Below are 13,127 nucleotides of genomic sequence, written 5' to 3'. Positions count from 1 at the left end.
GAAAACATGTCTACAGAACGTCTTCTGCAAGAAGTCGCCCTTCGGCGCACTTTCGCAATCATTTCTCACCCCGATGCCGGTAAAACGACCATTACAGAAAAGGTTTTACTCTTCGGGCAAGCTATCCAAACAGCAGGAACCGTCAAAGGCCGTGGCTCGAATCAACACGCGAAATCGGACTGGATGGAAATGGAAAAACAGCGGGGGATCTCAATCACGACCTCCGTCATGCAGTTTCCTTATCGCGATAAACTCGTCAATTTACTCGATACCCCTGGTCACGAAGACTTCTCGGAAGATACCTATCGGACCTTAACGGCGGTTGACTGCTGCTTAATGGTGATTGATGCCGCGAAAGGGGTCGAGGATCGTACGCGTAAGTTGATGGAAGTGACTCGCTTACGCGATACGCCTATCCTCACCTTTATGAACAAATTGGACCGTGATATCCGTGATCCAATGGAAGTGCTTGATGAGGTGGAAAGCGAGCTAAAAATCGCCTGTGCACCGATTACCTGGCCTATTGGTTGCGGAAAGCTTTTCAAAGGCGTTTACCACCTTTACGACGACGAAGTCATCCTTTACCAGTCAGGTAAAGGGCATACTATTCAAGAAGTTCGTAAAATTAAAGGGTTAGCTAACCCTGAAGTCGATGCGGCGATCGGTGACGAATTAGCCGGACAGCTTCGCGACGAGTTGGAGCTGGTACAGGGCGCTTCCCACGAGTTTGATCGTGACCTGTTTTTAAAAGGTAAGCTAAGCCCGGTGTTCTTCGGGACGGCGCTCGGCAACTTCGGTGTTGACCATATGTTAGACGGCTTAATCGAATGGGCGCCTACACCTATGCCACGCTCGACCGACCAACGCCCGGTCACCGCCGCTGAGGATAAATTTTCTGGGTTTGTTTTCAAGATCCAAGCCAATATGGATCCGAAACACCGTGACCGTGTTGCCTTTATGCGTATTGTTTCCGGTAAGTATGAGAAAGGGATGAAGATGTACCAAGTCCGCACCGGAAAAGATGTCGTGATCTCCGACGCACTGACCTTTATGGCCGGTGACCGTGCGCATGTTGAAGAGGCGTGGCCGGGGGATATTATCGGATTACATAACCACGGAACGATCCAGATCGGTGACTCATTTACGCAAGGCGAGAAAATGAAATTTACCGGCATTCCGAACTTTGCACCGGAACTTTTCCGTCGTATTCGCCTACGTGACCCATTAAAACAGAAGCAATTACTGAAGGGGCTGGTTCAGCTCTCCGAAGAAGGGGCCGTGCAGGTTTTCCGCCCGGTAAGCAATAATGACTTGATTGTGGGGGCGGTAGGGGTCCTACAGTTTGATGTCGTAGTCGCGCGCCTTAAATCTGAATATAACGTAGAAGCAATTTATGAGTCGATTAACGTTTCTACCGCTCGCTGGGTAGAATGTGGCGACGTAAAAAAATTCGATGAATTCCAACGTAAGAATGAAGTCAACCTCGCGCTAGATGGCGGTGACAACCTTACTTATATCGCACCGACGATGGTTAACCTCAATATAACCCAAGAGCGCTATCCGGACGTTACTTTCCGTAAAACCCGCGAACACTAGTCGATAGGAACCCACCCATTAAGGTGGGTTTTTTTTCATATATCCCAGTCAGTTAATTCTTAAAACCCTACGTATTTTTCAAACTCTACTATAGTTATAAATGAATAAATTGAGGGATTGAATAATGTCTTCTCTACGCAGGGTCTAGGCCTAAGCGTTTAAGAAGAATCATGTTATGAAAGCGAAACTAACTTTAATAAAACTCCTGCTAGTACTGGTAGGTCTAGGCGCATTGGCTAGCGTAAACGTTACTGCCGAACAGACTCACTCTCTAGTGAGTCAGTCTGTTAATCATGTAGGGCATTTCCTAGACGATACAACCGTCACTGCAAATGTTAAAGCGGCAATTTTAGATGATAAAAAAACGCAAGTATCCTCGTTATCCGTGAACACGGATCATGGCAAGGTTACGGTAAGTGGATTCGTTTCTTCACTGGAAGAAAAAACCCGCCTGCAGCGTCTATCTGAAAATATACCGGGCGTAAGACAGCTGGATAATCAGTTGCGTGTGCGACATGCAAAGGGGAGTTCGGTCAGAGTCTATGCCAGCGATGTCGCGACAACGAGTGAAGCGATCATGCGTCTTCTGATAGATAAGCAGATCACCACGCGCCACTTGCATGTAACGACGAGGCATGGAGAAGTGTTTTTAACAGGTTCGATCCCTACTCAATTAGAAAAGCAGCAAGCCGGAAAACTGGTGCAAGGTATTTCGGGAGTCCAAAAAGTAAAAAACGAGCTGAAAGTCGTTAACTAATCTGTCTATATTACAGAGTGCAATTTCGAACTCGCTCAATAACGTTATGATAACTAAATAAAGGGGTGGCATATGTTTCGTTGGGGAATTATCTTTCTTGTCGTTGCACTCATCGCAGCGGCGCTCGGTTTCGGTTCTTTAGCGGGTACCGCGGCTTGGGCTGCGAAAATCGTCTTCGTGGTCGGTATTATTCTGTTCTTGATTAGCCTCTTTACTGGGCGTAAAAAGTTATAGTCTATACACGATAACTTAGCTGGCATGGATGCCGGCACAACCCACTCACTCTTATGCACTATATCGATACCCACTGTCATTTTAACTTCCCCATCTTTGCCGGTGATCTTGAGCATAGCCTCGCGCAGGTACGTCAAGCAAATGTGACCGGAATCGTTACGCCTGCGACGAATGCCGACGATTTTGTCCCTATTACTCAGCTTGCTCGCCGCATCCCCGAGGTCTTCGCCGCATTAGGATTACATCCACTCTGGACGCAACACCACCATGATGACGATGTATTACGACTCGAAAAACACCTAGCAGAGGATGACACTATTCTTGCTATCGGCGAAATCGGCGTAGATTTCTATACACCAGAACTCTGTGCGCTGGCCGCACGTCAATGGCAACTACTATCGGCACAGCTCGATCTGGCTAAGTCATATTCACTACCCGTCATCCTCCATTCACGCAAAAGTCATGATCCTTTAGCTAAGTTACTTAAAGATACTCAGCTTCCGGCAACGGGCGTCATTCACGGTTTTACGGGGAGTTATCAGCAAGCGAAGCGGTTTATTGACCTTGGCTTCTACCTCGGGGTAGGCGGAAGTATTAGTTACCCCCGAGCGCATAAAACTCGAGATGCCATCAGCAAGATCCCCCTCGAATATCTGGTCGCAGAAACTGATGCGCCAGACATGCCGCTGCAAGGCTATCAAGGGGAGGCAAACCGACCTGAACGCGTCATACAAGTTTGCAATATCTTGGCTGAACTAAAAAAGCTCCCCATCGAGGCACTACAAGAAGCGGTATGGCAAAATAGTCTGCGACTTTTTCCTAAGTTAGCGCGAGTTCTGTCCTAATTATCGACGTGAATAGGACATATCACTAATCGCTCACACTTATTTGTTATCAGTTTGGTATAATTACCAAAACATAACAATTGAGTAATAGATAATGACCGATGTAACCCAGACCGCTAAATATGCTTTAGGGCTGATGGACCTGACTACGCTTAACGATGACGATACTGACCAGAAGGTCATTGCCTTATGCCGCCAGGCGAAAAGTGCGTTAGGAAATACTGCAGCAATCTGCATCTATCCACAATTTATTGCTATAGCGCGTCACGCTTTGCAATTGCAAGAAACCCCCGATATTAAAATCGCTACTGTGACCAACTTTCCTCACGGTAATGCTGACGTTACCGTGGCCGTGGCAGAGACGCGTGCGGCGATAGCGAGCGGAGCGGATGAGGTCGACGTGGTTTTTCCATGGCGTGCACTACGTGATGGGGATACGGAGATTGGTTTTACCCTAGTACATGAGTGTAAAACGGCCTGTGCATTAAGTGGCGTATTATTGAAAGTCATCATCGAAAGCGGCGAGCTCAAGGATCCACAACTGATCCGCCAAGCCAGTGAGATCGCGATCGATGCCGGTGCCGACTTTATCAAAACCTCGACGGGTAAAGTCCCGGTTAATGCCACCCTTGAGGCAGCTCGCATTATGCTAGAAACGATCCGTGATAAAAATAAGGCGGAGTCAGTCGGCTTTAAGGCTGCGGGTGGCGTGCGTACGACCGAGGACGCCGCGGCCTATCTTGCGCTCGCTGCAGAGATAGTAGGCCCTGACTGGGCGGATAAAAGACACTTTCGCTTTGGGGCATCAGGGCTGTTAAGTAGCTTGTTGGCGACTTGTGGTCAGGGTGAGCAGGACCTGCACGCAAAATATTGAGACTCTTATTACTGATCGGTGCATACTGTCCTGATCGATAACTTTTATCTCACGCTCATATTAAGGAGTGAACATGAAACGTGCTTTTGTAATGGTTCTTGATTCATTTGGAATTGGCGCTAGCCAAGACGCTGAGAAGTTTGGTGATAAAGGATCGGATACCTTTGGTCATATCGCTAAGGCCTGTGCACAAGGCTTAGCCGATCAGGGTCGAAAAGGGCCGCTGACGCTCCCTAACTTGACCTCGCTGGGCTTAGTAAAAGCCGCCGAATTATCGACCGGAGTTATTGCAGCGGGTATGGACGGCGATGCCGAGATCATCGGTGCCTATGCCAGTGCGCAGGAACTCTCCTCTGGGAAGGATACGCCTTCTGGTCACTGGGAGATTGCCGGTGTACCCGTGCTGTTCGATTGGGGCTACTTTCCAGAAAAAGAGAACTCTTTTCCAGAGAGTCTCTTAAAGCAATTGGTCGAAGAAGCTGACCTACCGGGCTATCTAGGTAATTGCCACTCTTCGGGCACCGTCATCCTCGATGCACTGGGTGAAGAGCACATGCGCTCCGGTAAGCCGATCTTTTATACCTCTGCCGACTCTGTCTTCCAGATAGCATGTCATGAAGAGACTTTTGGCCTTGAGCGACTCTATGCACTGTGTGAGATTGCACGTAAAGCGCTTACCGATGGTGGCTATAATATCGGGCGTGTGATCGCACGGCCTTTTATTGGCGATAAAGCAGGTCACTTCGAGCGCACCGGTAATCGGCATGACCTCGCGGTAGAACCACCTTCTCCGACTGTCCTAGCTAAGCTAAAACAGGCTGGGGGAGAGGTCGTTTCGGTGGGTAAGATTGCAGATATTTATGCCGAACAAGGGATAACCAAGAAAGTCAAAGCTACCGGACTTGATGCCCTATTTGATGCCACGATCAAAGAGATGCAACAGGCTCCAGATAACAGCATAGTGTTCACCAATTTCGTTGACTTTGACTCAAGCTGGGGCCACCGTCGCGACGTAGCGGGATACGCAGGCGGCTTGGAACTCTTCGATCGCCGTCTTCCACAATTAATGGCCGAGGTGAGAGAGGGAGACATCCTGATCTTAACTGCCGATCATGGCTGTGATCCAACATGGCCCGGAACCGATCATACGCGCGAACATATCCCTGTTTTGGTCTATGGCCCGAGCGTTACGCCCGGCTCATTAGGCCAGCGTGAGACCTTCGCCGATATTGGGCAAACCTTGGCAAAATTCTTCGAGCTAGAGCCGATGCAGTACGGTAAAGCGTTATTTTAATGATTGTCGAGCGGCTCCCAATGAGTCGCTAATAAAGTGAAAGGAAGATGTAAAGATGGCTACTCCACATATTAATGCAGAAATGGGTGATTTTGCTGACGTCGTGTTAATGCCCGGCGACCCATTACGAGCAAAATTTATCGCAGAAAACTTCCTTGATAATGCGGTTGAAGTGAATAACGTCCGCGGTATGCTGGGTTACACTGGCACCTATAAAGGCCGTAAAATCTCGGTCATGGGGCATGGGATGGGTATTCCATCTTGCTCGATTTACGCGAAAGAGCTAATCACTGAGTTTGGGGTTAAAAAAATTATTCGTGTCGGGTCTTGTGGTGCGGTGTTACCACAGATTAAGCTACGCGATGTCGTGATTGGGTTAGGGGCGAGTACCGACTCAAAAGTTAACCGTATGCGTTTTAAAGACCATGATTTTGCGGCAATTGCCGATTTCGATATGGTCAACAATGCAGTGAATGCAGCAAAGGCCTTAGGAATTGACGCTAAAGTCGGTAATATTTTCTCAGCGGACCTGTTCTATTCACCACAACCCGAAATGTTTGATGTGATGGAAAAATATGGCATCTTGGGTGTCGAAATGGAAGCCGCAGGGATTTATGGTGTTGCCGCCGAGTTCGGTGCAAAAGCCTTAGCGATTTGCACGGTATCTGATCATATCCGTACTCATGAGCAAACTACCGCAGAAGAGCGCCAGACAACCTTTAATGATATGATTAAGATTGCTCTGGAATCAGTATTACTCGGTGACTAACTCGTTAGTGACCCGGTATCATCATTAAAGAGAAGGGCGCTTTAAGCGCTCTTCTTTGTTATTAAATGACACACTTTATTCACGCCAAGTGGCGAATGTTACTGGCGCTGATGTTGAATCCCTTTATGATAGGCGCTGAAATTTTGTGGCCCACCAATAGTAGTTGTCGATGAATCTGCGTAATTTTGAAACTGAAGAAAAGTTATTTATCCGTCGAGCGCTGGTGGCGCTAGGCTTAGTCTGCCTATGCTTTGTCATCCTAGGTATCAACCTCTGGCATTTACAGGTTCAACAACACGCTTATTATCAAACACGTTCCAATGCCAACGATATTAAAATGATCCCGATCGCGCCGACGCGCGGTATGATCTATGACCGTAACGGCATTCCTCTCGTTCAGAACGTGACGCAATATGATCTGCAGCTGACCCCTTATAACATCACCGATATGCAGCAGACACTCGATCAGCTGGCTCCGGTTATCGACTTATCCCCTGAAGATATTGCAGACTTCAAGAAACGGCTTAAAGCGACAAGCCGTTATAAGCCTATTGTCGTGAAAGAAGAATTAAGCGAGGAGGAGATCGCTCGCTTTTCTGTGAACGAATATCGATTCCCAGGGGTGAGTATTGACTCGTTTCAAGACCGCTTCTACCCTTATGGCGCTTCGTTAGCCCATGTTGTCGGCTACGTATCTAAAATCAACGATCGCGATGCGCAACGGCTTAATGCGGCAGGCGTCGGGGAAAACTACGCGGCCGACCATAATATCGGTAAGCAAGGAATCGAAGGGTATTATGAATCGGCGCTACACGGTAAGACAGGCTATCAAGAGGTTGAGGTCGATAACCACGGACGCATTATTCGTGTATTAAACGAGGTGCCACCGACTGCCGGAAAAAATATTTGGCTGACCCTCGATCTACACCTACAACAGTATGTCGAAAGCCAGTTGGTAGGACAACGTGCCGCCGTATTAGTAGAGGATCCCCATGATGGCTCGGTTCTGGCGATGGTCTCTAGTCCCAGTTACGACCCCAACCCTTTCGTTAAAGGGATTAGTTATCAGTCCTATAAGCAGTTACTCCAAGATAAAGATCTGCCATTGATTAACCGGGTGACGCAAGGCCTCTATCCGCCTGCTTCGACAGTAAAGCCTTATATGGCGATGTCTGCCTTACTGAATAATGTGATTACCCCACAAACGAGCTTCTTCGGCGCACCGACCTGGACACTCCCCGGTACCGATCGACGTTACCGCGACTGGAAGAAAACGGGGCACGGCATGTTAAACGTCACGCGTGCTATCGAGGAGTCTGCGGATACCTTCTTCTATCAAGTCGCCTATATGATGGGGATCGACAGAATCCATCATATGCTTAGCCAATTTGGCTATGGAAAACTATCGGGTATTGACCTCAATGAAGAGTACCGAGGCCTATTACCTAGCCGAGACTGGAAACTAAAAGCACGCAAAAAAGCCTGGTATCAGGGCGATACAATCTCGGTAGGTATTGGGCAAGGTTATTGGATAGCGACGCCGATTCAGATGGAGAAGGCTCTTGTCACGCTATTGAACAACGGCAAAGTGATGATCCCCCACCTTCTACAAAAGCAGCAACTCGGTAACCAAGTCGAGCCCTACCAAGCACCTAAAGCGTTTACGCAAGTCGGGACTGCCGACTCACCCTATTGGGGGTTGGTGCGGCGTGCGATGTTTGGAATGGCTAATGCGCCGAACGGGACGGGTTATAAATATTTCCATACCGCACCTTACGGTATCGCGGCGAAAAGTGGTACCTCACAGGTATTTAGCCTTCGCCAGAACCAGGTGTATAACGCCAAAATGATCCCGGTACGGTTACGTGACCATATTTTTTATACCGCGTTTGCGCCGTTTGATGACCCAAAAGTCGCGGTGACTCTGATATTAGAAAACGGCGGCAGCGATGGCGTTGTGGCTGCACCGGTAATGAGAAAAATACTGGATCATATTATGCTGCCACACCCACAAGAGAATAGCTTAACGCCTGGAGAAGGTGTTCCCGCGATGTTACCTGTCGAGAGCGCACACTCCGGTGCAATTCTCGCGACACCTACTGAGCCGGTGACCAGCGCGACCCCTTCACCGGCAGTCGCGCAGCCACGCTGATGCTAAACTCGGCAACTTGTTGCAAAGTTGAGCAAACAGGTTTAATTTGATGAAAGAGTGTTGACGAAGATGAGTGAATAGGGTTTAATGCGCCCCGTTGCCCGAATAGCTCAGTCGGTAGAGCAGGGGATTGAAAATCCCCGTGTCCTTGGTTCGATTCCGAGTTCGGGCACCACTTTTTCAAAGGCCTCGCAGAAATGCGGGGCTTTGTCGTTTCTGGTCCATGGTCATTGCAAAGGCACCACGGCTTATCTACTCAATACCCTCAGTATGACGTTTCTCTGTCCTCTCTCAAGCCTATTATATATCCCAGCTTTGATAGCAGGCATCAATATCACTAGGATTTACCAACATGAGTTTTGGAATCGTTGCTTGCTCGAAAATTATCCTGTGACCAAGGTGGTTTTTAGGCGCACTATGCACGATGTATTTGAACATCTCCCATGTAACATTCTCCCTTCGGGTAGTGAGCCCTCCTATACGTGGCTTTGACGAGTAACAGCGGCGTATATAGCGCCACAAAGCCGTTGTAACGGGTACATCAAGCAGTATAAGACCTGTAGCGCGTTTAAGTCGGGATTGTATGCACTTCGTGTAATTACCCTCTATTATCCATCTCTCTTCACAAATAGCCTCTTCATGTAATTGATAAAAATCTTCTGTCTTACGGGGCACCCAATTTGTGTAAGGTAAATGGTGTAATTGATCGAGGTGTACCAATGGTAATGACTGCTTAGAAGCTATTGCTTTAGCCAGTGTAGATTTACCGCTGTTAGAAGGTCCCATGATGCAGATACGTGGGCCGAAATCATCTAATGAAAAAGTGGTGTCCACCTATCCCCCTAGAATATCAATTAATTCAGATGAAAAGCTAAGCGGATACCGTTACGAGAGAAGATTCGTTGATATATTCAACTAGCCTATCTGGACGATATACCCATCTACGCTAAGGCCCAATTATGCAAAAAAAGGGAATAGTGGACATCCGTTTGATGGAAATCTTCTGGCATAAGCATTTACCTGCAGATAACGCTACCCACGTTCATTATTCTTATTACGATTCAATATACGGCTCCTCTTTTTCAAACGCAGCGTAGAAAGGCGAGTAGGGTCTTTCTAAGCGAACAATCCTGCACGGTATTGGCCATCTATATCAACGGTAATTTATCTCTATAACACGTACTTACCACCGGCTACACATTTGCAGTCCATACCACTATCCAGTATGCTTCTCCACAAGGTGATGGTGTTCCACCTTTCCCAACCGCCAACTATTTTGGATGATGACGCCTGATATATAACGATGCTCTCGATGAATGGCTTATATGTCAGGACGGTCAATGAACAAAATACTACAATTCTCTCTTTCGATACTGACCCTATCCCCAGTTGAATCCATCTTTTTCACCATGAATGGGTTAGCTAATTCTGATGATTTTTTGATTAGGAGATAAAGATGATTAAGTCTTTGTTAGCCGTCATTATTGGCGGCTCGTTAGGATGTGTCATTCGGTGGCTATTAACACTCCGGTTAAATAGTTTATTTCCAAACTTACCGCCGGGTACCTTACTGGTTAACTTAGTGGGTGGCTTAATCATCGGGGGTGCGACAGCCTATTTTCTCCGTCAGCCGCAACTTGATCCCTACTGGAAATTACTCATAACCACGGGGTTGTGCGGTGGAATGACTACCTTTTCAACATTTTCTGTCGAAATATTTTCCCAGTTACAAATGGGTAATTATTTGTGGGCGATGGGATCTATCCTGGTGCATGTGACAGGTTCGGTATTAATGACGGCTTTAGGATTTATAATTGTTTCAGCGCTGACATAACAGCGTTGTAAAGCAATCAGTCACAGGCTCAAGGATTACAAAATGAGAGGTGAAATGGAGATGGGTATGATGAAATATAGAATAGGGATTGATGGCGGAGGAACGCATTGTCGGGGACGATTAGTTGATGATAAAGGCTATTGTCTCGCCGAATTCGTGGGTGGTTCAGCAAATGTCTATACCCAATATCAATCGGCCTTAGATGAAGTCGAAACAGTGGTAGCAGAACTCTTCAAGTTAGCTAACCTCCCTTGCTCAGAGTACGTTAATAGCATTCTTGTGGCGGGTCTGGCGGGAGCTAATGTTCCCCAAGTGAAAGCGCGCCTTGAAAGTTGGAAGTTACCAGGGTTAACTCACAAAATCGTCTCTGACGTTGAAACCGCCTGTATCGGTGCGCATGCTGGAAACCCAGGTGCTGTATTTATTTGTGGAACCGGCAGCCAGGGCGCAGTATGGGATGGGGAAAGTTTCCATCTAATCGGAGGATGGGGGTTTATGTTATCCGACCTCGCATCAGGGGCTGAACTTGGAAAAAATGCATTACGTATGGCATTGCTCGCTCACGAAGGGATAATCCCCCACAGTAGTGCTACGCAGCAATTAATGAGCGAATTCAAACATAGCGCCGAGGAAATGTTGTTATGGACTCAACGGGCACAACCGAGGGATTGGGCGCGATACGCAAAGCAAATATTTGAATTTGCGCAACATCAAGACGGCCATGCTCAGACGTTGGTAAAACAATGTGTTGCCGACGCCGAATTGATGATAGATGCATTGATGGATCGTTGCCACAATGAACTAACTCTACTAGGCGGCATGGCCCAGCCCTTAAAAGAATGGTTACCTCAACGTATCGTTAACAGACTGTCTGTAGCGAAAGGCGACGCGTTGGATGGCGCACTATACCTTGCGAGGCACTACTCATTTTCGGAATGATCTCACTATAACTATATCGATGGTAGCCGAAGATTTAAGAACATGAAAATATTGGATAATGGTGAACGAGATATGAAGATTTATGATTTAAAATCAGTCGATTATAAAAGTTTCTCTTATTAGGTCAACAAGGATAAAGATAGAACCCTATTTGGAATAATAAGGATTTATTGACCAATATATAATATTAAAATCTTTTTAAATCATGCGCTTATTAAGTGTGTCTTTACAATTAAGCTTGTCAGCTTCTATACTTCACCATAATAGTAAAAGTGGGTAGGGTAGCTACTACAAAGATTCACGTTTATGCTGGAAATTACTCATTTTTTGACTACAATTAACCAGTAGAAAGTTGTTAGGTCTTACTCCGATATGAGGAGGTTTATTTGTATATTTCTGATGAAGTAAAGCGTAACGAGTTGATTGGTGAAGTTACCATCCGCCTTATCTTCAACAGGGAAGAAGTCACTACAGACAATCTCGTTAGCGAGCTGAAATTGATGGCCGAGAATGAGGCCGATGAGATCCGTCTGTTATTGATGCATGAAGTCAGACGTTGGTTATTAGGTTACTTAGGCGTCGGTTGCCTAACACCCGAGCGGGCAGGTTGGTTAGACAAACTTGAATCTGTGACGCTGCGCACCCCCGCCGACCTCCGGTTAGTGGTATCGCGTGATGATGAGTAACTCTTACTAACAGGGCTTGTAACGGACACTCAAGCCCTATACCTCTTAGAACTCCCGCCTTAACTGTAAATGATCCCTTAATACACCAATAAAGTTAATCTTATCTGTACAATCGCGGCACAATTGTTTATTTTGTAGGTAATAGTTAGGGTCCTATGAATAGACAGGGAGCTAAGAATGCGCCAGCAAAACCATGAGTCACACCTTGCCATGCCAAATCACTCTTTAGCATCGTTCGATACCTTATCAGATGACCAACTGATGGGAATGCTTATCGTTGAACTACTCGAGTCAGGGAAGAGCCTGAGTCGTAAAACTATTTGCACCAAGCTTCTAAACTGGATTGAATTAGCTGAAAGCGACCGTGAGATCAAACGGTACCAAGATCTGATGCTACTAGTATTAGATAGAGAAATAAATTAATGGTGATAGAGAGCGGATTGAAACAGAAATATGTCGACGACATGATAGGCGAGGCCGTGATTGTGTTACTTAAGTCCGGGGGGCCGATCACGACGACTAACCTGCTGAGTCAGCTTACAGATATGGCATTGTTATCGAACGACCAGGATAGAGCTGATGCCTGTAACCAAGGTATTATGGAGATCAAACAAAGTATCTCCAAAAACTACGAAAAACGTAGCCATTTTCTAAAACAACAAAGTTCTCTATACGAGACGACCAACCCACTGCAGCCTCGCCATCAATATGACACTAAACATTGATTTTTTCTTAGGAGACGCGTCTTCTAGGCCACACTCCACGACCACAGAAAATACTAGCTATCATTTAGTGAGTCGTCCACCTACGGCGGAAGATTTTATCACAACCATCGACAACCGATTCGAAAAAGAGAAAAAGCTACTAGGAAAAACGGTAAAAATGCTCCTTATTGAGACAGGTAAAATCAGTAATAAAGCAATTATTATCAGTCTCGTTAAACAACTTGAGCTTTCGTACGACAGTGAAAAAACGGCTATCTTGCGTAGTGCCCTCGAAATTATTGTCGGTATTACACCAGACGACATCTTTTAAATCAGTCCTTCTCCCCTACTAGATCCTGTCTAAAAATCAATCCAGATAAAATTAATTAGTCTCTTTTAAATTAATACATTAAAGTGTTATACGTTAAAGTAAAACATCTTAT

General features: G+C 46.5%; 15 protein-coding genes, 1 tRNA gene and 1 riboswitch. Of the genes, 15 read left to right on the top strand and 1 reads right to left on the bottom strand.

Annotation, left to right across the window (positions count from 1 at the left end; translation table 11 throughout):
- The first annotated feature begins 6 nt into the window (after positions 1-6).
- The 9 genes from prfC to HGT70_RS08390 all read left to right on the top strand — a co-directional run bounded on the left by prfC (position 7) and on the right by HGT70_RS08390 (position 8,696).
- A complete protein-coding gene (gene prfC / locus HGT70_RS08430) occupies positions 7-1,596 on the top strand; it encodes a peptide chain release factor 3 (protein ID WP_071432072.1) in 1,590 nt (529 codons plus the stop codon).
- A 175-nt stretch (positions 1,597-1,771) separates the two neighbouring features.
- A complete protein-coding gene (locus HGT70_RS08425) occupies positions 1,772-2,353 on the top strand; it encodes a BON domain-containing protein (protein ID WP_214195589.1) in 582 nt (193 codons plus the stop codon).
- 72 nt (positions 2,354-2,425) lie between these two features.
- A complete protein-coding gene (locus HGT70_RS08420) occupies positions 2,426-2,587 on the top strand; it encodes a DUF1328 domain-containing protein (RefSeq protein ID WP_071432068.1) in 162 nt (53 codons plus the stop codon).
- 53 nt (positions 2,588-2,640) lie between these two features.
- The gene (locus tag HGT70_RS08415) at positions 2,641-3,432 is read left to right on the top strand and encodes a TatD family hydrolase (protein WP_214195588.1); all 792 of its coding nucleotides are present in this window, start codon (positions 2,641-2,643) and stop codon (positions 3,430-3,432) included.
- A gap of 94 nt (positions 3,433-3,526) precedes the next feature.
- Positions 3,527-4,306 carry a deoxyribose-phosphate aldolase gene (gene deoC / locus HGT70_RS08410; protein WP_214195587.1) on the top strand — a complete coding sequence of 260 codons (780 nt, stop codon included), beginning with the start codon at positions 3,527-3,529 and terminating at the stop codon, positions 4,304-4,306.
- Between the two features lie 73 nt (positions 4,307-4,379).
- Positions 4,380-5,600 (top strand): phosphopentomutase, encoded by a 1,221-nt coding sequence (gene deoB / locus HGT70_RS08405; RefSeq protein ID WP_214195586.1) that lies wholly within the window; start codon positions 4,380-4,382, stop codon positions 5,598-5,600.
- A 55-nt stretch (positions 5,601-5,655) separates the two neighbouring features.
- Positions 5,656-6,369, top strand: a complete 714-nt coding sequence (deoD, locus tag HGT70_RS08400; RefSeq protein ID WP_071432061.1) for a purine-nucleoside phosphorylase — start codon at positions 5,656-5,658, stop codon at positions 6,367-6,369.
- 169 nt (positions 6,370-6,538) lie between these two features.
- Entirely contained in the window at positions 6,539-8,521 is a 1,983-nt protein-coding gene (gene mrdA / locus HGT70_RS08395; protein WP_157725378.1) for a penicillin-binding protein 2, read from the top strand.
- 99 nt (positions 8,522-8,620) lie between these two features.
- Positions 8,621-8,696, top strand: a tRNA-Phe gene (locus HGT70_RS08390).
- 125 nt (positions 8,697-8,821) lie between these two features.
- Here HGT70_RS08390 and HGT70_RS08385 read toward each other — a convergent pair.
- Positions 8,822-9,355, bottom strand: coding sequence for an NB-ARC domain-containing protein (locus tag HGT70_RS08385; RefSeq protein ID WP_214195585.1), 534 nt, complete (start codon positions 9,353-9,355; stop codon positions 8,822-8,824).
- A gap of 396 nt (positions 9,356-9,751) precedes the next feature.
- Positions 9,752-9,821, top strand: a riboswitch (Fluoride riboswitch).
- A 156-nt stretch (positions 9,822-9,977) separates the two neighbouring features.
- On the opposite strand from HGT70_RS08385, the gene crcB reads away from it, so the two are divergent.
- From crcB to HGT70_RS16715, 6 genes are all read left to right on the top strand, one after another.
- The gene (crcB, locus tag HGT70_RS08380; RefSeq protein WP_071431905.1) at positions 9,978-10,355 is read left to right on the top strand and encodes a fluoride efflux transporter CrcB; all 378 of its coding nucleotides are present in this window, start codon (positions 9,978-9,980) and stop codon (positions 10,353-10,355) included.
- A gap of 66 nt (positions 10,356-10,421) precedes the next feature.
- Positions 10,422-11,294, top strand: a complete 873-nt coding sequence (locus HGT70_RS08375) for a glucosamine kinase nucleotide-binding domain-containing protein (protein WP_214195584.1) — start codon at positions 10,422-10,424, stop codon at positions 11,292-11,294.
- Positions 11,295-11,680: 386 nt separating this feature from the next.
- Complete coding sequence (locus HGT70_RS08370; protein ID WP_214195583.1) at positions 11,681-11,980, top strand: hypothetical protein; 300 nt, start codon at positions 11,681-11,683, stop codon at positions 11,978-11,980.
- Between the two features lie 177 nt (positions 11,981-12,157).
- Positions 12,158-12,403 (top strand): hypothetical protein, encoded by a 246-nt coding sequence (locus HGT70_RS08365; RefSeq protein ID WP_071431901.1) that lies wholly within the window; start codon positions 12,158-12,160, stop codon positions 12,401-12,403.
- Positions 12,403-12,705: a hypothetical protein gene (locus HGT70_RS08360; protein WP_071431899.1), complete on the top strand. Its 303-nt coding sequence runs from the start codon at positions 12,403-12,405 to the stop codon at positions 12,703-12,705. The genes HGT70_RS08365 and HGT70_RS08360 overlap by 1 nt, the downstream gene beginning before the upstream one ends.
- Positions 12,706-12,772: 67 nt before the next feature.
- Positions 12,773-13,015 carry a biofilm development regulator YmgB/AriR family protein gene (locus HGT70_RS16715; protein ID WP_157725373.1) on the top strand — a complete coding sequence of 81 codons (243 nt, stop codon included), beginning with the start codon at positions 12,773-12,775 and terminating at the stop codon, positions 13,013-13,015.
- Positions 13,016-13,127 lie beyond the last annotated feature (112 nt).

It is taken from the genome of Rosenbergiella collisarenosi (assembly GCF_018494085.1).
Taxonomy (GTDB): domain Bacteria; phylum Pseudomonadota; class Gammaproteobacteria; order Enterobacterales; family Enterobacteriaceae; genus Rosenbergiella; species Rosenbergiella collisarenosi.
This window is presented reverse-complemented; position numbering and strand designations above follow the sequence as displayed.

Bases quoted from the DNA above. Each gene is read 5' to 3' on its own strand.
- prfC (WP_071432072.1), top strand. From the start codon at position 7: ATGTCTACAGAACGTCTTCTGCAAGAAGTCGCCCTTCGGCGCACTTTC.
- HGT70_RS08425 (WP_214195589.1), top strand. From the start codon at position 1,772: ATGAAAGCGAAACTAACTTTAATAAAACTCCTGCTAGTACTGGTAGGT.
- HGT70_RS08420 (WP_071432068.1), top strand. From the start codon at position 2,426: ATGTTTCGTTGGGGAATTATCTTTCTTGTCGTTGCACTCATCGCAGCG.
- HGT70_RS08415 (WP_214195588.1), top strand. From the start codon at position 2,641: ATGCACTATATCGATACCCACTGTCATTTTAACTTCCCCATCTTTGCC.
- deoC (WP_214195587.1), top strand. From the start codon at position 3,527: ATGACCGATGTAACCCAGACCGCTAAATATGCTTTAGGGCTGATGGAC.
- deoB (WP_214195586.1), top strand. From the start codon at position 4,380: ATGAAACGTGCTTTTGTAATGGTTCTTGATTCATTTGGAATTGGCGCT.
- deoD (WP_071432061.1), top strand. From the start codon at position 5,656: ATGGCTACTCCACATATTAATGCAGAAATGGGTGATTTTGCTGACGTC.
- mrdA (WP_157725378.1), top strand. From the start codon at position 6,539: ATGAATCTGCGTAATTTTGAAACTGAAGAAAAGTTATTTATCCGTCGA.
- crcB (WP_071431905.1), top strand. From the start codon at position 9,978: ATGATTAAGTCTTTGTTAGCCGTCATTATTGGCGGCTCGTTAGGATGT.
- HGT70_RS08375 (WP_214195584.1), top strand. From the start codon at position 10,422: ATGATGAAATATAGAATAGGGATTGATGGCGGAGGAACGCATTGTCGG.
- HGT70_RS08365 (WP_071431901.1), top strand. From the start codon at position 12,158: ATGCGCCAGCAAAACCATGAGTCACACCTTGCCATGCCAAATCACTCT.
- HGT70_RS08360 (WP_071431899.1), top strand. From the start codon at position 12,403: ATGGTGATAGAGAGCGGATTGAAACAGAAATATGTCGACGACATGATA.